Source organism: Microcoleus sp. LEGE 07076 (assembly GCF_015207455.1).
Lineage (GTDB): Bacteria > Cyanobacteriota > Cyanobacteriia > Cyanobacteriales > Microcoleaceae > Microcoleus.
The window spans coordinates 21,320-44,924 of record NZ_JADEWV010000032.1; the positions used below are offsets into that span (position 1 = coordinate 21,320).

General features: G+C 46.3%; 10 protein-coding genes and 1 pseudogene. 8 read left to right on the forward strand and 3 right to left on the reverse strand.

From position 1 onward, the window contains the following. Positions 1-58: 58 nt before the first annotated feature. Positions 59-775 (reverse strand): ribose-5-phosphate isomerase RpiA, encoded by a 717-nt coding sequence (gene rpiA, locus IQ270_RS07925; protein WP_193972689.1) that lies wholly within the window; start codon positions 773-775, stop codon positions 59-61. A gap of 209 nt (positions 776-984) precedes the next feature. Between rpiA and IQ270_RS07930 the strand changes: the two genes are divergently transcribed. Then, entirely contained in the window at positions 985-5,436 is a 4,452-nt protein-coding gene (locus IQ270_RS07930; RefSeq protein WP_193972690.1) for a tetratricopeptide repeat protein, read from the forward strand. A 554-nt stretch (positions 5,437-5,990) separates the two neighbouring features. Further along, on the forward strand, positions 5,991-10,769 hold the full coding sequence (locus IQ270_RS07935) for an Ig-like domain-containing protein (protein WP_193972691.1): 4,779 nt from the start codon (positions 5,991-5,993) through the stop codon (positions 10,767-10,769). A 412-nt stretch (positions 10,770-11,181) separates the two neighbouring features. Here the strand turns inward: IQ270_RS07935 and IQ270_RS07940 are convergent, their stop codons facing one another. Then, entirely contained in the window at positions 11,182-15,129 is a 3,948-nt protein-coding gene (locus IQ270_RS07940) for a PAS domain S-box protein (RefSeq protein ID WP_193972692.1), read from the reverse strand. 299 nt (positions 15,130-15,428) lie between these two features. Here IQ270_RS07940 and IQ270_RS07945 point away from each other — a divergent pair, with 299 nt between their 5' ends. The 3 genes from IQ270_RS07945 (at position 15,429) to IQ270_RS07955 (ending at position 16,136) form a co-directional block, all read left to right on the forward strand. Beyond that, positions 15,429-15,569: a hypothetical protein gene (locus IQ270_RS07945; protein WP_193972700.1), complete on the forward strand. Its 141-nt coding sequence runs from the start codon at positions 15,429-15,431 to the stop codon at positions 15,567-15,569. A gap of 101 nt (positions 15,570-15,670) precedes the next feature. Beyond that, complete coding sequence (locus IQ270_RS07950) at positions 15,671-15,829, forward strand: hypothetical protein (RefSeq protein ID WP_193972693.1); 159 nt, start codon at positions 15,671-15,673, stop codon at positions 15,827-15,829. 1 nt (position 15,830) lies between these two features. Then, on the forward strand, positions 15,831-16,136 hold the full coding sequence (locus tag IQ270_RS07955; protein WP_193972694.1) for a hypothetical protein: 306 nt from the start codon (positions 15,831-15,833) through the stop codon (positions 16,134-16,136). Between the two features lie 30 nt (positions 16,137-16,166). Here the strand turns inward: IQ270_RS07955 and IQ270_RS07960 are convergent, their stop codons facing one another. Then, a complete protein-coding gene (locus IQ270_RS07960) occupies positions 16,167-19,877 on the reverse strand; it encodes an alpha-mannosidase (RefSeq protein WP_193972695.1) in 3,711 nt (1,236 codons plus the stop codon). 183 nt (positions 19,878-20,060) lie between these two features. Here IQ270_RS07960 and IQ270_RS07965 point away from each other — a divergent pair, with 183 nt between their 5' ends. From IQ270_RS07965 to IQ270_RS07975, 3 genes and pseudogenes are all read left to right on the forward strand, one after another. Beyond that, the gene (locus IQ270_RS07965) at positions 20,061-22,031 is read left to right on the forward strand and encodes a hypothetical protein (RefSeq protein ID WP_193972696.1); all 1,971 of its coding nucleotides are present in this window, start codon (positions 20,061-20,063) and stop codon (positions 22,029-22,031) included. A gap of 507 nt (positions 22,032-22,538) precedes the next feature. Continuing rightward, a complete protein-coding gene (locus tag IQ270_RS07970; RefSeq protein WP_193972697.1) occupies positions 22,539-22,655 on the forward strand; it encodes a photosystem II reaction center protein I in 117 nt (38 codons plus the stop codon). A 421-nt stretch (positions 22,656-23,076) separates the two neighbouring features. Beyond that, positions 23,077-23,605, forward strand: a pseudogene (locus IQ270_RS07975) (DUF3769 domain-containing protein); the annotation flags it as partial.

The window sequence follows — 23,605 nt, forward strand, 5'->3', positions numbered from 1 at the left end:
TTCTTGAGTATGCTGCTAAAATATTCTGTCCCGACGCACCATGCAATAACTACAATAACTATTTAGAAATCTCGCGGACTACAGGTTTGCCGTCCTTAATTTCGCCAACCAAAACCAAATCTGTACAATTGACAAACAAGCCATTTTCTAACACGCCTGGAATGTTATTCAAAGTTTTTTCTAATTCCGCAGGATTGTCAAGGTTATCAAATTGAACGTCGATTACCATATTACCTTGGTCGGTAATTACCGGGCCTGCTTTTCTGATTCCCATGCGGAGTTCTGGTTTACCTCCCAATTTTTCGATGGCGCGAGTAACGGGGGTAATTGCCATCGGTATTACTTCGATGGGGACGCGAAAAGTCGAACCCAATTTATCTACCATTTTGGAACTGTCAACTACTACAATAAACTGAGTAGCGAGACAATCGACTACTTTTTCGCGGGTGTGGGCGGCGCCGCCACCTTTAATTAAGTTGAGGTGCGGATCTACTTCGTCAGCGCCGTCAATGGCTACGTCAATTCTGTCAATTTCGTCGAGGGTTGTCAGCGGTACTCCGTATTGTTTGGCTAACACTTCTGATTGAAAGGATGTGGGAACTCCTTTGATATCTTTGAGTTCACCTGATTTGATGCGATCGCCCAATGCTTGAATAGTATAAGCTGTAGTTGACCCCGTGCCGAGTCCGACAATCATACCAGATTTTACGCGATCGGCAGCAGCAAAGCCAACTTGCTGTTTCATCAAGTTTACGGGGTCTTGTTCTGTGGTCATGTTCGTTACTCCTCAATAGCTTTAAGATTATACCATTTATTATGGATTTTTTTAACCGCAGAGAGCGCAGAGAACGCAGAGACGAAGAAGCAGAAGAGACGGCACTCGCAAATTGTTTCAAGTGGGAAATTCTCTCTTTCTTCTCTGCGTCCTCTGCGCCCTCTGTGGTTAAAAAAATCTAGTTCACAAATCGGCGGATAATTGCCATAATGAAAATCGGATTTCTCGATACCTATACTTGGGATTATAAAGTTGAAACTCCTTACCGCGAACCTTTGGGCGGTACTCAGTCGGCCATTTGTTATTTAGCTGAGGCGTTGGCAGCCCTGGAAAATGAGGTATTTCTACTCAACAATACTTCGGAACCGGGGATGTCGCGCGGTGTTGATTGCAGGCTGCGGGTGGGGGACAGCGCTAATCTGGAATTACTGCGATCGCTCGATTTTTTAGTTATAGTCAATATAGTCGGTAAGGCACTTGAAATTAAGCCTCTTTTGGGGGCGCACACTAAATTAATTTTGTGGATTCATAACGAACCTGGCTTTGTTTTTCTCGAAGATTTCAAGGATGAGCTAGAAATTAATGCTTGTGATGCTTTGGTTTTTGTCAGCGAGTGGCAGCGCCAGCAATTTCACACTCGTTTTGGGATTGACTTCAATCGCAGTTATGTTTTAAGAAATGCGATCGCACCTTGTTTTGCTAACATCTTTTCAGATAATAGTTCTATCCTATCTAAAAAATATCGACCGCCCATTCTAGCTTACACTAGCACTCCATTTCGCGGACTGGATATTTTATTAAATGTTTTTCCCAAAATTCGTCAAGCTGTCCCCGGCACCAGATTAAAAGTATTTTCTAGCATGAAAGTGCACCAAATAGACGACAATGATAACAATCTTTTTTTCGGTCAACTTTACCGCCAGTGTCAGGAAACAGAAGGCGTTGAGTACATCGGTTCGATAGCGCAACCCGAACTCGTCCGACAACTGCGTTCCGTCGCGGTTTTAGCTTACCCGAATACCTATTTGGAAACTTCGTCTATTGCGGTGATGGAGGCGATGGCTAGCGGTTGCCGGATTGTGACGAGTGAGTTGGCAGCTTTGCCGGAAACAACTGCTGGATTTGCCCGTCTAGTTTCCATGTCGGGGGTGAAAAATTTGGCATCGGTAACTAATTGGAACTGTGCCGGCAAACCTGACTGGGAGGGATATACAAGGCGGTTTTTAGAGGCGGCTGTCTCAGTTTTAAATGAGTGCACTGGTGCGGGCGGCGCAACTGCTGAAAATCGTCTGAGACAGCAGGTAGAATATATCAATCGAGGGTGTACTTGGTCTGTGCGTGCCGGAGAGTGGGTAGAATTGTTGAATAGTATTAGTGTAAAATTTGTAAGAGTGGCAGAGCAAATGAGCGCGGATTCTTTGGTAGATTTTAAGGCATTTAGAACTTATTTCCAAAAGGGAAGTCGGCTGAAAAATGCAGGCAATTTCGATGGCGCAATTGAGAATTATCAGCAAGCTTTAGAGTTGAATCCATCGGATGCGGAAGTTCATAAAAAATTGGCGGAAGTTTATGTTTTGCAAGGAGAATTTGCTCGGGCGATCGCCCAATGCAATCTCGCTATCAAATTCCAACCGAATTTTGCTGAAGCTTACTTGACGCTGGGAAATGCCCTGCACGCTGAAGACAAGCTGGAAATGGCTGTTCAAGCTTACTTGCAAGCTTTAGAAATTCAGCCGCAATTTGCCGAAGCTAGCGCGAATCTCGGCAGTATGTATTACAAGTTAGGGCAATTGGAACGGGCGACAAACTTTTACCAAAAAGCTCTTGCTATTAATCCTGAATTGTGTTCTGTAAATTTGATGCTGGCGGGTGTTTTGCAGCAACAAGGAAAGTTAGATGCAGCAATTGCTTGCTGTCAAAATGTGCTGCAACTGCAACCGGGAAATGCTAGCGCTGTGGAAAAAATATCGAGTTTGACTCAAGAAAAACAGCAAGAAACTGGCAGCAAATTTATCGAATTAGAAACAGAATCCGGCGCACAGCAACCAGTATCTGTCAACAGAGATGAAGGCTACGGCTTGCAGCCTTCTAGCATCAATTTGCCGCCTGCGCCTACCTCAGAAAATTTAAATACTCCGTTTACCAGCCCTGCCGAAGTTTCCGAACAAGTTACCTCGCTGAATGTTCCAGATCACAAACAAGTTGCCAATTTTCAAGAAGTAGAACCTTACAAAAAACTGGCAGAAAACTTTTTAGTTCAAGGTAAAATTAAAGAGGCGATCGCAGCGTGCCACCAAGCCCTAAAAATTCGCCCTGATTACATCCACGCTTACGTCACTTTAGGCAATGCTTTGCAAGCGGGTGGCAAAATTGAAGCTGCTATTCGATCGTACTCTCAAGCCTTAGAATTGCAGCCAAATTTTGCGGAAGTGCGGGCAAATATCGGCAGTATGCACTTTAAAATGGGACGTTTGTCAGAGGCGATCGCACATTACGAACAAGCCATTGCCTTGAGTCCCGATTTAGCGGGCGCTCACTGGAATTTAGGAAAAGTATATCACAAACACGGCAACGTCGAAGCAGCGATCGCCTGTTTTCAGAGAACATCCGAACTCAACCCGCAGCTTGTCGGTGCCGACTTCCACTTTAACCTAGGAAATCGACTTTTCAGTCAAGGAAAGCGCGACGAAGCCGTTGAAAGCTACGAAAAAGCGATCGCCATTAAACCGGATTGGGCCGAAGCTTATGCTAACATCGGCAGCGCGCGATCGCAACAAGGCAATCTCGATGCTGCCATCGCTTACTATCAGAAAGCTGCAAGTTTCAAGCCGGAATTAGAAGTTCTGCACTTCAACTTAGGCAACTCATTTTTACAGCTATGCAGGTACGAAGAAGCAATTACTAATTACCAAAACACTCTAAAAATCAAGCCAGATTGGCCGGAAGTTCACGCTAACCTAGGCAGTTGTTTTTCCATGCTGGGACGGCTGGAAGAAGCTTTAGCCAGCTATCAGCAAGCTTTGGCACTAAAACCGGATTGGGCAGAGGTTTACTGCCGGATGGGACACATTCAAAAACAAGACAAACCCTTAGAGGCGATCACACATTTTGAAAAGGCGATCGAATGCAACCCCAAATACAGCGAAGCCCACCAACAACTCTGCGACTTGCTAAGCCACTCCACCAACCTCGCCGGAGCCCGCAGCGTCGCCGACAAATACTGTGAATTCTGCGGCGAAAATGCCCCAGTCATGTCAGCCACAGCCTACGTCTTTTCCTACCTGCAATCAGGTGTCAGCAAACAGGCAATTCAGAAACTAGAAGAAATCGAAAAACTCTGCTACCAAAAAGTCGAAACCTTTAGCGTGATCGAACTCAAACTGCTTTACGAAATCTTCCTATTTGCAGTTTCCCACCTGCGAGACAACCGGGAAAAAAATGCCAGTTTCTACCGACTAATTGCCAAAGAATACTACAAAAAAGCAGTTCCGCAGCGGCAGCAAGTCAACCGAATCAAATCGGCCAATTTCCTCACAAAACAACATCCCTTAAAAATCGGCTTCCTTTCCAAACACTTCCGCCGCCACTCAGTAGGCTGGTGCAGCGAAGCTTTAATCCGCGAATTAAGCCGCATCACTCCCCACGTTCATCTTTACGTCACCGGTAAACTCAACCGAGATGAAGTTACGCAGCGATTTGAAGAAATAGCCGGCAAGTTTTACTGGCCGAAAAAATATCCAAACGGCTTTGCTGACGGCGGCGAAATCCTCGCCGAAGTAGTACAAGACGATTTAGATGTTTTAATAGATTTAGACTCGATGACAGTGCCGACAAATGTCGAAGTGCTGTATCAATATCCAGCCGGGATTTGCGTTTCTTGGCTGGGATTCGATGCGCCCTACATTTCGGAAAATCACTACTTTCTCTGCGACGAACACACTCATCCCCCAGGCGTTGAAGAACATTACTTAGAACAGTTAGTTAGATTACCTAGTTGTTCGGTAGCAATTGGCGCACTGCAAAGCATTCCTACAAATAGAGAGGCGATTAGAAATGCCCTCGGAATTGACTTGAATCAAATGGCTTATCTGTGCGTTGCGCCGGGGAGAAAAACCAATCCCGAAATGGTGCAAGCTCAAGTTAGAATACTCAAAGAAGTACCAGATAGTTTGTTGATTCGCAAAGGTCAAGGAGACCCGGATATTATTCACAGCACTTACCGCGAAGAATGCGATATTCAGGGAGTAGATTTTGCTCGAGTTAAGTTTATCGGACAAACCCGAACCGAGGAAGAACACCGCGCTATTTATTATGTAGCCGACGTGCTGTTAGATTCCTATCCTTACAACGGCGGAACGCACAATTTAGAGGCTTTGTGGGCTAATTTGCCAGTAGTAACTCGATCCGGCGACCAATATCTTTCGCGGATGGGTTATGCTTTTCTCAAAAGTGCAAATCTCGATGTCGGTGCGGCTTGGAGTTGGGAAGAATACACGCAGTGGGGAGTTAAGTTTGGGCGGGATGCTGGTTTAAGAAATGCGGTGAAAGAACATTTGATAAAATCCAAACAGCCCGAACATCTCGCACCTTTGTGGAATCCTAAAAAATTAGCTGAGGAGATGTATGAAGTGTTTCAGAAACTTTTGTCAGTTGACTGTTGACTGTTGACTGTTATAAGTTATTTGTTATTTGTTACTCGTTTGGGGCTGCTAATAACCAATAACCAATAACCAATAACATTAGTCTGCACCGTCAACCGTCAACCGTCAACTTTCTCTGTGTTTTCAGGGTGCGATCGCTACCGCATCGTTGCAAATAGCCAGAATTTTCGACGATGGCGACGCACCCTACTTTTACTCTTTCTCTGTGCCCTCTGCGCCCTCTGCGGTTCAAGAAAAAACAGAGATATCAGGTAGAGAAAAGCGGTTTCTGGATATTTTTACGCAACGCCGAGTAAAGTTTTGTAACAATATCCGTGAAAATGCGTAAAAATCCCGCGCCAATCCTGATATATAAATAGCTGATTCATAGTACCGCGATCGCCCCAACTTTATGCCAGTTAGGGCGATCGCTTTTTATGCTACGAGAATTACGCAAAAGTTAAAGATTGGGTAAATTTTTTGACAGCAGGTACAAAAACACTGACATCGATCGCTGAAATTGCTAATTTCTACACATAGTGAAATCAAAAAAGTCATCTACCTTTAGATATATCATGCCCAACATTACCCTCTACGACGGCATTACCAACCTGCCAGCCGGAACGCCCCCCGGCATAGGCACGCCGGGGGGTACCGCCCTTGCTTACGGGCAAATAGCCCCGGCCGGTACACCACTCCCCGCCCCTTTCCCCCCTGCTTCTCTGGCTGCGGGTGCGTTTACGCCAAACACGACGGGCATCAATACTCGTACCATCTATACTCCCAATAGCAATGCTGGCTATGCGGGTTACAATAACTACGATCCAGCATCGCTGACTACTCCTACGCCGGCGATACTGCCGCCTTTCACCAGCAACACATTAGACCGCACGGCTGGTTATACAATATCTTTTAATGCAGCAATTCCGGCAGAAACTAGCAATCCCAACCGCGCTGGTTTTAGCGTCACAGCTATTAGCAGCGACGGCTTGAACGGTTTAGAATTGGGTTTTAAAAATGGTAGAATATTCGGTCAATCAGCAAATTTCATTGAGTCGGAAACTGTTAATTTTAATACTGCTGCAAATAACAATTATGTTCTGAAAGTACAAGGACTCACTTACGAACTTTTTGCGAATAATTCCCCAACTGCAATCCTGACTGGGCCGCTGCGTCAAATCCAGTTTAACCCGGCTGCAAGTTCTCCTACTTTAAGTTTCAATCCTTATAGATTGCCAAGTTTCCTATTTTTTGGAGATAATACTGACCAGGGAAGTGCTACTTTTCGTTTGGGGAAAATAGCTGTTAATGATTTGCCTGTTGCTAGTGCTGATAGTGCGATAACAACTGTCGGCACTCCTAATATTAAAATTAAAGTCCTGGGAAATGATACGGGCGGCACGAAGGCACTGAAAGTGCATAGTTTTACTCAACCAACAGGCGGTACTGTTACTGTTGATGACTGGATTTATGTAGGAGGAGATTTCACGAGTATTGGGGGGCAGTCACGTAATTATATTGCCCGGTTGTATGGCAGCGACGGCACGGCAGATCCTAGTTTTAATGCTAATGCGGGTAATCAAATTAGGACGATCGCGATCGATGCTAATGGCAACCCAGTAGTAGGTGGCGGGTTCACCAATATTGGTGGGCAATCGCGTAATTATATTGCTCGGTTGAATAGTACCAATGGCACGGCAGATCCTACTTTTAATCCTAATGCGGATGGTGCTGTCTTTGCGATCGCGATCGATGCTAACAACAATCCAGTAGTAGGGGGTACTTTCACCAATATCGGCGGGCAGCCGCGGAACTATATTGCTCGGTTGAACAGCAGCACTGGATTGGCAGATACTACTTTCAACCCAAATGCGAGTAATTCAGTCTGGACGATCGCAATTGATACTAACAATAACCCAGTAGTAGGTGGGTTTTTCACCAGTATCGGCGGTCAGCCACGCAACTATATTGCCCGGTTGAGCAGCAGCACTGGATTGGCAGATCCTACTTTTAACCCAAATGCTAGCAATCAAGTCATTGCGATCGCGATCGATGCTAATGGCAAGCCAGTAATAGGTGGCGTTTTCAACAATATCGGCGGACAACCGGGCAATTATATTGCCCGGTTGAATAGCAGCGATGGCACGGTAGATAATACTTTCAACTCCTATGCAGATGGTGGAGTCGGTGCGATCGCGCTTGATGCCAACGGCAACCCAGTAGTAGGTGGCTGGTTCACCTCTATCGGCGGTCAGTCACGCAATAGAACTGCTCGGTTCAACAGCAGCACGGGGTTGGCAGATCCTACTTTTAATCCAAATGTGGGCGGTCAAGTCAGGGCGATCGCGATCGATGCTAACAACAACCCAGTAGTAGGTGGCGACTTTACCAATATTGACGGGCAGTCGCGTAATTATATTGGTCGGTTGAATAGCAGCAACGGCACGGCAGATCCTACTTTTAACCCCAATGCGGATAATACTGTCTGGGCGATCGCGATCGACCCCAAACGCAGCATTGTCTACACCCCCAACCCCACCTTCAACGGCCTCGATACCTTTACTTACACAGCAAGCGACGGTTACAGTACCAGCACATCAACTGTCAGCGTCCTCGTCAACAATTCCCCAGTCTTAGACAATTCCGGCACGCCTAATTTAACCGCCATTAATGTCAACGAAACCAACAACAGCGGCACATTAATATCAGCGATTATTGGCACTCAAATTACCGACCCCAACGATGCCATTTCCCTGCGTCCGAGAGGCATCGCCCTCACCAATTTAGATACCACAAACGGCAGTTGGCAATACACTACAGACGGTACAAACTGGAACAATATTACTACCGTTCCTACTCCTGAAACTGCACTATTATTAGCAGCAGACGCCACAACTCGCCTCCGCTTTGTTCCCGCTACCAACTACACCGGAACTGTTACTAACGGCATTACTTTCAATGCTTGGGATAAAATTACTGGCACTAACGGTGGCGCAGCAAATGTCACAACAGATTTAACAACTAACGGCGTTTCTAGTCCTTTTAGTACAGCCAGCGAAACTGCCAGCATTACAGTTAGTTCACTACCAGCTATTACCAATATCACCTCAGCCCAGACAAATGGCACCTACGGCATCGGTGCAGCAATTCCGATTACCCTCACATTCAATCAACCCGTTACTGTTACAGGTACGCCGCAGCTTACCTTAGCCACTGGCGGTGTGGGTACTGCGATTAATTATACTAGCGGCAGCGGCAGCAATACTCTGACATTTAATTACACAGTCACAGCAGGCAATCTCAGTCCAGACTTAGACTATACCTCCGCAACTGCCTTATCTCTCAACGGCGGTACGATTAAGAATGCGGCTAATGCTGATGCTGTCTTGACTTTGCCGAGTCCGGGTGTTGCTAATTCCTTGGGTCAAAATAAGGCAATAATAATTGATGGCATTGCGCCCACTGTAAATCCGACTACTATTACGGATATTACGGCGGCGGGGGGAATCAGCCAAGGTTTTACTGTTAGTTTTAACGATGATAGCGCGATCGATGTTACAACTCTCGACAGTTCTGACTTTTTGATTAATTGGTCTGGCGGTGGTATTGCTGTTAACTTTGTCAGTGTTGATACTAATACTAATGGCTTGACGCGGACAGCGACTTATTCCTTTACTCCGCCTGGGGGAAGTTGGGATATTGCAGATAATAATCGAACTTACAATATTAATCTGCAAGGAAATCAAGTTAAAGATACTGCTGGGAATCCTGTTGATGCTAAGAGTTTAGGAAGTTTCAGCGTTAATATTACCGCGCCAACGCCAACACCAACTCCAACGGAAACTCCAACCCCAACTCCAACTCCAACCGAAACTCCAACTCCAACTCCAACGGAAACTCCAACTCCAACCGAAACGCCGACGCCAACGGAAACTCCAACTCCAACCGAAACTCCAACTCCAACCGAAACGCCGACGCCAACTCCAACGGAAACTCCAACTCCAACTCCGACTCCAACCGAAACGCCGACGCCGACTCCGATTCCAACGCCGACTCCAAATCAGACTCCAACTCCAACTCCAACTCCAACTCCGACTCCAAATCCGATTCCAACACCGACTCCGATTCCAACTCCAACTCCAACTCCAAATCCGATTCCAACACCGACTCCGATTCCAACACCGACTCCGATTCCAACCGAAACTCCGACTCCGACTCCGATTCCAACACCGACTCCGATTCCAACCGAAACTCCGACTCCGACTCCGATTCCAACCGAAACACCGACTCCGACTCCGATTCCAACACCGACTCCGACTCCAACCGAAACACCGACGCCGACTCCAACTCCAACTCAAACATCAACACCGACTCCCACTCAAACACCAACTCCGACTCCAACGGAAACACCAACTCCGACTCCATCGGTAACGGCTACTCCCACGCCAACTGAAAGCGGTTGCATTTGCGATACTATTCCGCAGCCAAATTTCAACAAACCAAATCAAGTTGACAATAGTATCAACGGCAATGATAGCAGTGAAATTATGTTTGGGACTGCGGAAAATGATGGTTTTTACGGCAGTCCAAATCCGAACATTTTTGATGGAGAATTAGGCGATGATAACCTTTACGGCGGCGAGGAAAATGACATCCTTTACGGCAACAGAGGTAATGATTTTATTGATGGTAATAAAGGAGATGATATCCTTTTTGGAGGTAAGAATAATGACATAATTGTGGGTGGTGAAGGTGAAGATGTCATTTTTGGCGATCGTGGCAACGATTCGATAAATAGCAAGGAAGATAACGACTTGATTTTTGGCAATGAAGGTGCTGATTTTATCGGTGGCGGTAAAGGTAATGATTCTGCATTTGGCGGCAAAGGTAACGATATTGTGTTGGGTAACAAAGGTGATGATATTCTCTACGGCAATTCTGGCAGCGATACTCTCTGCGGAGGGGCGGGAAATGATTTTTTAAGCGGGAATCAAGGTAGCGATTTGCTGGATGGCTGCGAGGGAAATGATTCTATCTTTGGGGGGGCTGGTAGTGACACTCTCACTGGCGGTTTTGGCGATGACATTTTAATTGGAGGTGTGGAAAATGATATTCTAATTGGAGGTCTAGGAAATGATACGTTTGTGTTAGAAGGTAACGGCGGATTTGATGCGATTTATGATTTTACTAAAGGGTTGGATGTGCTGCAATATAAAGGCGCAAGTATTGGGGGATTGGCAATAAGTCAAATTACTGAAGGTGCTTTAATTAGTAAAATAAGCGGGGAAGGTTTGGTGTTGTTGGTAGGGGTGCCAGCTAGTACGATCGCACTTAGCGATATCACTTTACTTTAGTAATATCAATTCCGGTTGCACCGTCAACAGTCAACAGTCAACAGTCAACAGTCAACAGTCAACAGTCAACATCACCTGACGGTGTAACCGGAAATGATATCAGAGCATTTCACGCCAGATATCTGGTGCGACGCACCTTACACATTGGGTAGACGAAACAAACTCAAAAATTCTATGGCAGCAACCTTTTTTCTAAAGGATATAACATAGCCCCTTTACGATCGGGCGGTTGAAACCAGGTTTGCACAAACGATGTCCGCCGGAGGCCCACTGGTTCATAAAGGGGCTCCCAAACCCGAATTTGGTATGACGAATGACTACTGACGTTGGACTACTGACGTTGGACTAATGACGCTTGAGGGCGGGCACTCACAAGGACCGCCCCTACTGACGTTGGACTACTGACGAATGACTACTGACTCACGTGGACTCGATCGCGCCCGCCAGACTTAGCCTGATAAAGCGCCTTATCAGCAGCTTCAATCAACATCTTCGGCGAATTTTGATTTTCAGAAATCGTCGCCACCCCCATGCTGAGAGTGACGCAATCGGTGACAACAGACTTGAGGTGGGGAATTGCCAAAGTTTTGACGCGCTGGCGGATTCCCTCAGCAATAGCTTGTGCAGCCTTGATGTCGGTATTTGGCAAAATCACCCCAAATTCCTCGCCACCGTACCTAGCAGCTAAATAAACGTGTTCTGCGGGTACATTCTTGCAAGCATCCCCGATCGCCCGCGCCACTTGTTGCAAACAAGCATCCCCAGCCTGGTGGCCGTAATTGTCGTTGTAAAGTTTAAAGCAGTCAATGTCGCACATAATCAAAGACAGCGGTTCAGAAATGCTAGAGACTTCCCATTCCCGGTTGATCACCTCGTCAAATCGGCGGCGGTTAGCTAACTGAGTCAGACTGTCCAAATTCGCCAACCCGTCCAACCGCTGGTTAGCAGCAGCTAGCTGCTGGTAAAGTAAAGATTGTTCGATCCCGATCGCCACTTGAGTAGCCAACTGACTCAGCAAATCCATGTCAAACTGCTGCCACTCGCGGGGTGCCGAACAGTGGTGGGCAATCAGCAAACCCCACAACTGCGCTACTTGACAAGAAGGATTGCCATCGCGGTGTTCGATTCCCTGCTGGACGATGGGTACGACTAAATTCGCTTTCACCTGACACTCGGCCAAAAAATTGACATGACACTCAGCAAAATTAGAAGCGTGAATGTCCTCGACCGATCGAATTCTGCCCTTCAAATACTGTCCGACATAAGTATTAGCAAAACAGCAGTCCTCTACAGCCATACCCATCAGTGGCATCCATCCTTCCCCTACCGACTCCACCACCACATCTCCGTTCCAATCAGGTCGGAAGCGGAAAATAATCACGCGATCGGTTGCCAAAAATTCCCGCACTTCCGCTACTGTAGTATTGAGAATATCTTCGATATCCAGAGAAGAACGGATGCGCGATTGAATCTGCGCGATCAGGCGTTCCCGTTCTACCTGCTGCCGCAGTGCGACTTGAGCTTGCTTGCTTTGAGTAATGTCCCTACCTTCGGGCAGCAGCAATACTATTTTGCCAGTTTCATCCGCGACGGGTTTGAGAGAAAAATCAACAGTTGCCGTTCGATTTGCACCTTGAACTTCCACTTCATAGCGAACAAATTCACCTTTTGCCGATCGAGAAATCGCCTCCTGCAACTGTTCCCGAACTTCCCGAGAATCTCCCCACCAAGGCAAAAGCCAAAACGGGCGGTTTGCCACATCCCGCAGCTTAAGTCCCGCAAAATCTAAAGAAGTTTGGTTAGCTTCCAGCAGAGTGCCGTCCGGCTTCAACAAACTCACAAATTGGAACGAAGAATCAAAAATTGCCCGAAAGCGCCGTTGAGAATCTCCCAACATTGCCGTCACCTTTTCGCGAGAAGTAATATCGCGGAAACGCCACACCCTGCCAATAATATTTTGTCCGACTCGAATCGGCTGCGTGTAGCGTTCAAAAGTCCGACCGTCTTTAAAATCGAGAATATCGCAGCCTTCGGACTCCGCATTGCTATAAATTTCTTGAATTCTCTGCAAAAAAGCCCTCGGGTCTTTAACTTGCTTGGTGAGAAATGTCAGCCGCAGCGTTCTATCCATCGAGTTTCTTACTTCTTCATGAATTCCCCACATTTGAACTAACTTTTCATTAAAACTAATCAGTTCTCCAGATGTAGTAACAGCGAGAATGCCATCTGCCGTGGCTTCCAGAGTAGCGTGCAGCAAAGAGCGAGACCGCTCTAATTCTGCTGCTATTAATGTGCGTTCAGTGAGGTTTCGCACTGCTTTCACCTGCACTAAACGACCATCGCACATTACGAATTTACTGCGAACGTCAGCAGGAAAAGCCGTTCCGTCCCGCCTGAGAAAAATCGTTTCGCAGACTGTATTGCTGCTGGCAGAAATCATTTGTGGCGCTACTTTATAAGAGTTGGGCGACAGCAGTTCCAGCAAGCTCATTCCCGCCATTTCCGCAGGTTTGTAACCGAACATTTCGGCAAAATCGCTGCTGACGCTCAAAATTGTGTCGCGGTCAGCAATAGCAACTGCTTCAAAATAATCTTCGCATTCGAGCAATTCCGCTGCTGCATTGTTGCCATTTTTAGCAGCATAGCTGTTATCAATTAGCTGTTGCAGTTGCATATTTGCCGAGTACAAAGCTGCCATTGCTTGCCGATACATAGCAGTGCGTTTTTCGACTTTTTCTGTGAGGCGATCGCGATAAATTCGCAATTTTTTTTCTACTTTAATTAAATCTGTAATATCTACTGCAAACACGATCGTGCCACCGACTTGACCTGTTTCATCGCGGTAAGGTATTCTATCTATTCGCACCCAGCATTTTTTACCGGATACAGTGGGCAGAAGTTCGACTTTTCCCAATTTGGGAACACCGGAATTGATTACTTCCAAATCTTCTAAATAATATTGTTCTGCTTCGTCTGGATAAATTTCATAAAAAGATTTTCCTTCCAATTGATTTGCAGGCAAACCTCTCGATGCAGCCGCAGCTTTGTTAAGTCGCAGCAGGCGACTTTCCCTATCTTTGTACCAAATCATCGCCGGCACGGAATCAAAAATAATTTGCTGTTCTTGGTGCTGTCGGCGCATTTCTGCTTCTGCTTGTTTTCTTTTAATTATTTCTTGTTGTAGTTTTGTATTAGCTTTTTTGAGTTCGGCAGTGCGTATCTCTACTCTTTTTTCTAGTTGATCGTAGTATTTGCTCAGCAAGTTTTGCTGCTGTTCGCGCCGCATTGCTTCTAATTTAGAGTTTTCGCTAGCTGACAAACTTGAAGATACAAAATCTGCTAATATTTTGATGAATTCCTGTTCTTCTTCTGTCCACTCACCGCCGGAACTTGCACGTTCGGTGCTGACTATTCCGGCCATTTGACCCGCTAGCAAAATCGGTACGTTTAACAAAGAAGTCTTGCCCCGATCTGCAAAATAAAGACTGGCAAGTTCTTGCGTTCTCGGGTCATTTTCTGCTGCCACCGTTGCGATGGGAATTGCGGATTTTAACGCTTGAAAATATGCCGGACAGTCGGCTGCTGTGACGATTATTTGTACCGAATGGAGTTTAGTATTGTCTTCGTAGAAATCGATACAGTGAAGCTGCGTTTTGTCTTCGCCGTACAGCCAAATACTGGCTCGATCGCAGTTAACAATACTGACAGCGGTTTCTGTTACTTCGCGGATGAATTGTTCTATATTGTTGCGTTGTTTAAGTTGACTTTTGGCTAATTTTGCGATCGCCAAAGTTGGATGGCGCCAATTTCTGATCGGGTTTGGGGGTGCTGGTGCGGGCGAAGCTGTCTTAACTTCTTCGCAAACTAAAAGTACAGTCGGCCGCTGGAAATTGGAAATTGAGCCATCGCCATTACTTTCCTCTATTTTCCAGTCTAACCCCGGCATGGCGCGCGCGGTTGCTTTTACCCAGATCGTCCTGCCATCTTTGCAAGTCAAGCGACCTTCCCAACAGGCAATTTGTGCAGCCAGCTTGCCATTTTTTGCCTGTGTCAAGCAAGCAAATTCAGCCTGCATTTTCCCTTGATCTTGACAGCAAAATATGTTAAAAATTGAATGATAGATTAATTCCTGCGACCTGTAGGCGAGGCGAGACTCACCGAATTGATTGATCGAAAAAACTCTTCCCAAAGCGTCTAGAACAAAGTAAATACCCGGAAAATTGTCGTAGAGAGTACGATACCAATCCTGTTCGACTTGTTGGCCGGACGAAACTTTTACTGTCGCGAGTTCGCCACAGGTGCCTATCAAGTGAGAATTGTTGGTTTCTGGGTTGCTTGAATGACTTTTTTTAGCAAACACTTTTTAGCTTAACTCGACTGTAATTAATTTTACTTTCTGGAATTTAACTTTCTTGTGAAACTAAATTAAACCTGTTGTTTGAAAAAAGTTACAAATTGTAACAATATTACAACTTGTCCAGCGCGCTGGTTGTCGCTTCCCAATCAAAATCCTCTGTTTGTTTGTTTGTTGTGGGTAGATTGCCTGTCGGCGATATTTGGCGTTAGCGGCGGTACTAGCAGGTTAAGCTGCAATTGCCGCCTCTGTAGTTGTAGCATCCGACAATCGAAAAAACCGACAATCAAGGGTTTTAGTTATATATGATAACACTCAAATATCTGATATTGGGGGTGACTTACTTGGGATGCGGTTTGGGATATTTGCGGGGGTTGCGGTTCAACCGGGCGGCGGTGGCAATTGTCGGGTCAGCTTTGGCGGCGACTTTGGGATACTCGACCTGAAAACTGCTTGATATCGTTTCCGGTTGCATCGCAATGATTTAACCTTTCTAGGGCGCAGAGAACACAGAGAAAGACAAGAGAGAGATGAATACATAACAACGATGAAGCGCGGATTTGGTCTGACTCGATTTTATAATTGGGATGCTACCGGATTTGATATGAAAGACGATCGACCCAAGTACGATCGTTTTTTGCTGGGAATGACGATCGTTAATTCGGCTTTGGGAGCATCGGGTTTTTTCAACTCGCTTTTCAACTAATTTGACTGATAAGCCGCTGAATTTGTTGGGACTAACAGTAATACTTTCTAACTTAATTTCCAACGCCCCGGCTGTGCTACTTATCCAATCGCTGATTCCGAAAACAGATACAGAAGCTTGGCTATTTTTCACGGCGGTTTCTACTCTGGCGGAAAATTTAATATTGTTGAGTTCTGCCGCTAATTTGATGGTAACTGAAGTTACAGGAAAAGCAGGCGATACTTTGACTTTTAAACAACATTTGCAGTTCGGGCTGCCGCTAACTTTCCTTACTTTGGATCTAATTCGCACAGAGGCACTACCCTAAGTTTTAGCACTTAACCAGCCAACAATTTCGTCAACTCTTCCCTTCCCCTGATTCCTTCGCGTTTTTCGCGCCTTCGCGGTTCGTTACAACAAAACTTGCAATTTTCCAAGACTCTATCTTAAAACCTCCCCCTTCGGGCAACTTTTCCGACAAATTGACAGGTCTTTCGAGCAAATCAACTGGCTCTACAATCTGCAATTCCAAATCGCTCTCAAATTCTAGCACAGCTTCTTTCCCATGAGATTCGCAACACCGTAAAATCCACATATTAGCATCATCTTCCGACTGTTTAAACGCCATCAACACTAAATTTTCGGCAGACAAATCTAAGAACTTGCCAACTGCGGGCAGAGTCTGGGGGCAATTTTCATCTAACTCGGGGAACACCTTTACCAGCAGCGGCAAATTCAACTCGCAGCCGCGCCGAACTGTGGCGGCATTTTGCCAATTTCCAGCGTGGGGATAGACTGCACAAGTAAATTCCGAAACTCCTACATCTGCTTGTTCGTCCGGCCAAGTCGAACTCCGGAGCAAAGTCAGCCGGATTTGATTTTGTTGAATGTCGCAACCGTATTTACAATCGTTGAGCAAACTCACTCCAAAACCGTGATTGCTGATATCAGTCCAGCGGAAAATCGGCACTTCCCACTTCGCTTTTTCGGTGGCTGTTTGCGGCTTAGTTGTGCGATCGATCGCCCCGCCGGGAATTTCGCAAGTTACAAAATCTGCTTCTACATTTAGCCCAAAAGCTGCTTTGACCAAAACGTGAGTTTCTTGCCAATCTGCAACCGTCTTAATTTTCAGCAGCGCCGAACCTTTTTCTAGCGTGTAATCTTGGCAAAACTCCGATTTACCAATTTGCAGAACTACGCGCAAACTCTGCCGTATTTCTCCCCGCTCTACCCAATAAATCTGTTTGAGTGTCGGGGCCGGCAATTGATGTTTTTGATAATTGGGATCGATGTTCCAAGCATCCCAATATTGACTGCTGTCTTGAAAGGCTTGCAGTTGATTGCCTCCGGCTGCATTCAAGACTTCTCTGTGATTTACTTTATCCCAAATGCTGGATAAATTACCAGTTTGTTGGTCTATTTTTGCCAGAATAAGTTCATTTTCTAAGACGATTTGTGGGGCGGGAAAATGCGTTTCTTGACAAAGTGCGTTTTTTTGTGCTATACCGTATGTAAGTTTTGATAAATCTGTCTTGTTTGCGGTGGCTGGACTCGCGCCCGCGTTACTCGGAGTTGGAGAGTCTTCGCGACACAGCCAAAACACCTGGTAGCCGATCGCCGGAACATCCTCTGCACAAAATAACATGGTAAATTGCGATGGTGGTCGATCGCCACAAACAATCTGCGAAACCAGCCTCTGTCCAGACAAGTCGTAAATTTGCCAAGCTAAACCAGCAGCATCGGGAAGCGGTAGATTGACAACCTCAGAGCGCGACCAATTGAGAGTATTGAAAATCAGAATTGGTTGAGCGTCCGGCTGCGGAGGATTCGGCAGAGAAATTTGAGCGGAGATAGCATCTAGAGATTGTAGTAGAATTTGGCGACAAGCGCGATCGGCCTGGGCAAAGGCTAGATTAGCATCCGCGTAGACTTGGGCGATCGCCGAACCGGGCAAAATATCGTGAAACTGGTTAAACAACACTTGTTTCCAAGCCGATTCTAACTCAGATTTCGGATAAACCGCGCCAGTGCAAATCGTTGCCAGCGAAGAAAGCAACTCCGCTTGATAGAGCAACTCTTCACAGCGGCGGTTTTGGCGTTTTTGGTCAGCGCGAGTCGTGTAACAGCCCCGGTGAAATTCCAGGTAAAGTTCATCTTTCCAAATCGGGAGAGTGCGGAGATTTTTGAGTTGTGAGATAGAAGGATTTGCGTCCGAAATTCTCGACAAATTGGCAAATTCTAGCTGCCGCAAATTCTCCTGATTATCCGATTCTGGAACATCATTTTCGGGGAAAGCTGCCGCAACTTCCGGCAAAAACCGACTCTCAATCAAAGACAAATAATCAACCGCCTTCGCCAACTCCAAACTTGGGAAAAAAGGCGACAATTTCCAGCGTTTCGCCACATTTAGCATATCACGAGTCGGGCCACCGCCGTGGTCGCCAACTCCCGGCAACCAAAGAGCATCTAGCAAACCAGTCTTAACTTGCCAATCAAAAGCATAACTTGCCATTTTTACAGATTCTATGCCTTCACCAATTGGAGCAGACATCATGCTAAATATTTTAGTACCGTCCAACCCTTCCCACCAAAACACACCGTAAGGAAACTGGGTAGAATCATTCCAGCGCAACTTCTGCGTCACAAAATAATCAACTCCACCGCCGCGCAAAATCTGAGGTAATTGCCACCCAAAACCGAAAGTATCCGGTAGCCAAGCCACCCGCATCAACTCCCCAAAATTTTCTAGTGCGTAGCGCTGTCCGTAAAAAACTTGTCGCACCATTGACTCAGCAGAAATCAAGTTTAAATCCGGTTCAACCCACATCCCGCCGACAACTTCCCAACAACCAGCAGCCACCTGTTTTTTGATTTCTGCAAACAAGTCCGGGCGATGTTCTTGAGTCCAAGCATAAAGCGCTGGAGTAGAATGACAGAAAATCAAATCTGGAAATTCCGATTGCAATTTCAACACCGACTCAAAAGTTCGCTCTGCCACTTCCCAAGTTTCGGGTACTGGCCACAGCCAAGCTAAGTCTAAATGAGCGTGACCGACCAAATAGATTTTACTTGTATATATAGATGTAATAGCAGCGCTTTCTCCTATATATATAGATGTAATTTTGTCAGAGTCTCCCACCCGAGAAAGCCGACTTCTTGTTTTTCCCTCTGCGCCCTCTGCGCCCTCTGCGGTTCGCTCATCTAAATCTCCAGAAAAAGATGTAATAGCCTCGCTTTCTCCTATATATATAGATGTAATTTTCTCAGAGTCTCCCGCCGGGGTGTCCTCTGCGGTTCCCTCATCTAAACCCGCAGAAAAAGCTTGCAGATATCCCAGTAAATTGTGGCGCAAAACAGACAGAGAGCGATCGAACTTTTCGCGATCGCCCACCGCCGACCAATCAATCAAATTAACCGCCAAATCAATCTCAGATTTCAGCTTTTCCCCCTTGACAAACCGGGGATGATTTGCTATATTTTGGATGGGGAGGTATTGGCAATTTATATTTTCTAAATTTAGAGTTAGGGAATTTTGCAAAATCTCTAATTCGTCCGCCACAAAACCCGGATCGAAACAAGCAGAGTCCGCAGCTTCGTACAAACAAATCGATCGCACTAAAGCACCGCTATCGTGTGCCGGACTTACCAACCGCAAAACAACTAAAAATTCATCTCCCGGATTTGCCGACGCACTCAACAAAACTCGATCGGCACAATCAAATAAATCGCCTTTTCCGACGGACTCACCGCCCACAAAAATCTCAGCATCTTCGGCCCACCAAGTCAAGCCCAGCAGCAACCGTAAACCAACCACAGGATAGCCGTACAAATTGTCAGGAACTACAAAACGCTGTTCCAAACAAACAACTTGCTTTCTGCAGGGCCAAGCAATATGTCCTTTCCCGTTAAGTTCGGCAATCGGCCTGTTAGAAATACCTACCGCACCCGCAGCAGCCAAGTCACCATCGCAGTACCTCCAGCCAGACTGAACCTCGACTTGACTGAGGCGACGCAACTTCTCTACAACTTCAGAAATATTATTGCTGGCAGGTGACACAGAAGGGTTCATTTTTGGCTAAAATAGGAGTTGCCCAGGAATCAGGATCGGAATCGAACCGCGAAGGTGCAAAGGACGCGAAGAAATAAGGGTTTCAGAGGGTTTGAATCTGCGGTTAATATCCCGGTTTGATTTTACAGCAATTTTTGGCCAGATCGGCGCGAATCTCAAATCAACAATTCAATCACTAAACTTATGTCTAACGGTTACTACGGCCCATACCAAAGCCGAATATTAAATTTTATATCGAAACAGTCTCGCCAGGTCGCCGATAATTACGATCGCACTTGGCGTCAAGTTAAACAAACAACCCTCAGCGCTACCCAAATTCTACTGTATCCAGCTTACTTGTTAGTCCAAGGTTCCCGAATGTTGAGCAGACAGTTGCGGGAATCGAGTCAAAAATTAGATTTACCCGAATTGCCAGAATTTGGTGGGGACGAAAATCCCGGTTTGTCGCAAAATTGGTATCGGGAGGAAGTTTCTGAGGCAAGTTCGATCGCCCAAATCTTGGAGCTCGCCGAAAATTTGCTAAACTCGTCGCAAACCGCAACTTTAACCGATTTCCCGCTGTTAATAAATCAGAAAAATTATGCCAGCGAGCAACTTACTAGCGATTTGCATCCGCCAATCAACTCCCAGGGACAAACTGCCAAATATCAAACAAATTCCGTCCTAGAACATCCGCTTAGCAAAACTCAATTAGATGGCCAACCAAAAGTTTGCGGAATCGCTACTTTTATCGCAGCCCGGACTTTAGTTTTGGTGGGAAGAGAAAATCGGATATTAGATATTTTGACACCCGAACAACAGGAACTTCTCGAAAGTCGCATCACTTGGGAAGTCGCCAACGAAGGGCCCGAACTGCGGGAAATTACCCAAAAAGAATTAAAATTTAATCTCGGTTTGGAGTCGGCTGCAAAAAAAGCCCAGTCGGCGCCGCTGCGACGTTTTTGGGAATTGATGGCATGGCTTCAGACGAGTCCGGTTGCCGTCAACAGAAATCAGTTTGGAGAATCAATCCTCGCAGTCAAAAAAGCGATCGACCGCAATACTATCTTAGTCCAAACAACGCGCGCGCAGCTTGAATCAAAAACCTTACAGCAGTCGATTGCTGCATCAAATTCGATCGACCGCAATACCCCAAAATTAGAAACTAATTTTAACAGCAACTTCGATCTACCCGCCAATCCTCTCTCGTTTGTAACATTACTCGATCGAGCCGCCCTCAACCTCGAAGAATTTACCCTACCCCCAGCCACCACAACCACCACCGCACCGCCTACGGTATCAGAGGTAAAAATTGATACATCTGTTCCTGTAACCAATTTAGGCCCTAGCGCCCGCGAAATCCTCGAAAAATACGCCCAAAACATCGAAAAGATGATTTGGTCGTCAGTAGACAACCTGCTGGGTAAAGAAACGGCAGCCAGCGACAACACGGAAAAATCAGTAGCAATTAAGTATTATTTGAAACAGCGACAACAGTCTGAAAAAGCCGAAAACAGCCAAGAGGTCGATCGACCGTGGTTGAATTGGCAAGACTTATTCGGGGAATCGGCACCGCAGCAGTCGATCGAGGCAAGTTCCGAACCCGACGCAACAGATCAAAGCTTATTATCACAAAACAGCCCAAAACTCAAGGAAGAAATAACAGAAGTGGCAGAAGGTCGATCGACCGCCGTCTCAATCTCACCTTACCCCAAAGCAATTCACGGCCTGCTCGCCCAGCTCAAACAAAGCTTGATCACAAAACAGCCAAAAAGTCAACCCCAAAAAGCCTCAAATTTAGCAGTCACTCAAGAAAACAGCTATCCACCCGCAGCAGCAACCCCAGGGCGGACAGAGGGAACCCAAGTGCCAAAATACACAAACCCTAACACCGCACAAAACAGCCAATCCCCAGCAGCAATCACCCAACAAACCAACAAATACACCCCAGCAGCAACCGCCGGACAACCAAACCAGAGCGCAACCGTCAGTCCAGAAGACGAATACTTAGAAACAAAAGCAGAATCAATGGGTTACATTAAACACCCGCTAGAACAAGTGCTCGAATGGCTCGACCTACTCATGGTGCGCCTAGAAAACATCCTAGAACAACTCTGGAACTGGGCAAAAATCTACTTGCCAACAATCCTCAAAACCAAAGATAAAATTGATTAATCTTTAGCCTCCGCACAAACTCGGTTTGCAACCCCGCAACCCATTTCCAAAGAACTCTCGCCAGGTTCGCAACCGTGATATGCTATGAAAGTCCAGGTTAAACTCCCTTGCCCCAGCGAAACAAAGACACGCTTTGAGGTATAAATTGTTAGACCCAGAGCAGCGAAAACTCGCGATACAGGTAGAAGAGCAACACGTTCTCTTTTCCAAAAAAAACCAAAAATTTAGTACATTTGTCAAGTAGGATAGGGCATACCCGAACTCGCTTGTTTGTATCCTACTAAGCTTTTAGAGACAGACCCTCTGGGGTTGCGGTGAATTAGGCTCGTCAACTGGTGTAATCGCACGGTTGAAAAGTTTAAAAATTGCCTTTCATGACATAGCGCTTAAAGGTCAGTCGATGAATTGAGAATTCCTAGACTAAGATTAGCTAGGAAGTGTCAAAATAAAAAAGTTGCACCAGCAGCAAATCAGTTCAGTATAATTTCATCTTTGGAGATTCCCACAGTGCTAACCCTCAAAATCGTAGTTAATGTAGTTGTTCTATGTTTTGTTTCCCTGTTCGTATTTGGATTTTTGTCCAATGACCCGGCCCGGAACCCCAACCGCAGAGACATGGAATAAACCAGCTATAGCCTTTCGATCGTAAGATGAGGTACTCTCGCGGCCAAACCGGGCATACCTCACAAAGCTTGAGAACCGCTATATCTCGACCGCTAACTCGGGGGCGCGGCACCTCCGCCCTCGAACCAGCCCGCAAAGCCCCAAAAATTAGTCAAACCAAACCTGACCTCGCACCACTAGCGAGGTTATGTTGTGGCAAAAGAAACCCCCTGGCTAGGAAATATGCGCTTTGGCCGCGAAACATCTAGAAAGCAACCAAGTTTCTGAGGATGAGCGAGTCAGAAACTCCGCGCCGCCGAAACTTTTCGGTTAACCTTGAAACGCTGGCTGTTAAATGCAAAAATTTGGACGATCGATCGTCAGCTATAAAAAACCCTCTAAAATCTAAAATCTAAAATCGGATGACTCACCTGTTGTAACTATGCCCTATCCGGTACCGCCACCTGAACCCTCTGCCATCATCTACATCGCCAAACCAAAAAAAGCAGCCCTGACTGTTGCAGCCAGCGAAGGAGACACCCGCAGCAACTCCGCAGAAATACCGGAACCAAGCCCAGAAATCCTCCAGCCAGCGCAGCAATCGGCAGCAGAACCTTCAGTCTCACTCCTCGGTACCGCGCCGGCCGGCAGCCAGCAGCCTTCACAAATCGCAGACCCCCTAACCGCAGTGGAAAGTGGCGATGCATCAGTCGGATTTCAGCGTCCGGTTCCTGCGGGAAAACCCGAAACTGCCGAAGGTCAGCAAGATTCCTCGTTTACTGCTTACCAGTTGGGTTCTGTAGAAAATGCTGTTAAGGTTCGTAATAGCCAAAAAACCGCAGGGGAGCAGAGAAAAGAGGACAAGAATGCGATCGCACAGCAGGAAGACTGGTATCTGGCCCAAGGTCGGCAGTTAGAAGATAACGCCCCTTTACCAGCAGAGATTCCGGTTCCAGAGCCGACGCTGGAAC

Bases quoted from the DNA above. Each gene is read 5' to 3' on its own strand.
- rpiA (WP_193972689.1), bottom strand. From the start codon at position 775: ATGACCACAGAACAAGACCCCGTAAACTTGATGAAACAGCAAGTTGGC.
- IQ270_RS07930 (WP_193972690.1), top strand. From the start codon at position 985: ATGAAAATCGGATTTCTCGATACCTATACTTGGGATTATAAAGTTGAA.
- IQ270_RS07935 (WP_193972691.1), top strand. From the start codon at position 5,991: ATGCCCAACATTACCCTCTACGACGGCATTACCAACCTGCCAGCCGGA.
- IQ270_RS07945 (WP_193972700.1), top strand. From the start codon at position 15,429: ATGATAACACTCAAATATCTGATATTGGGGGTGACTTACTTGGGATGC.
- IQ270_RS07950 (WP_193972693.1), top strand. From the start codon at position 15,671: ATGAAGCGCGGATTTGGTCTGACTCGATTTTATAATTGGGATGCTACC.
- IQ270_RS07960 (WP_193972695.1), bottom strand. From the start codon at position 19,877: ATGAACCCTTCTGTGTCACCTGCCAGCAATAATATTTCTGAAGTTGTA.
- IQ270_RS07965 (WP_193972696.1), top strand. From the start codon at position 20,061: ATGTCTAACGGTTACTACGGCCCATACCAAAGCCGAATATTAAATTTT.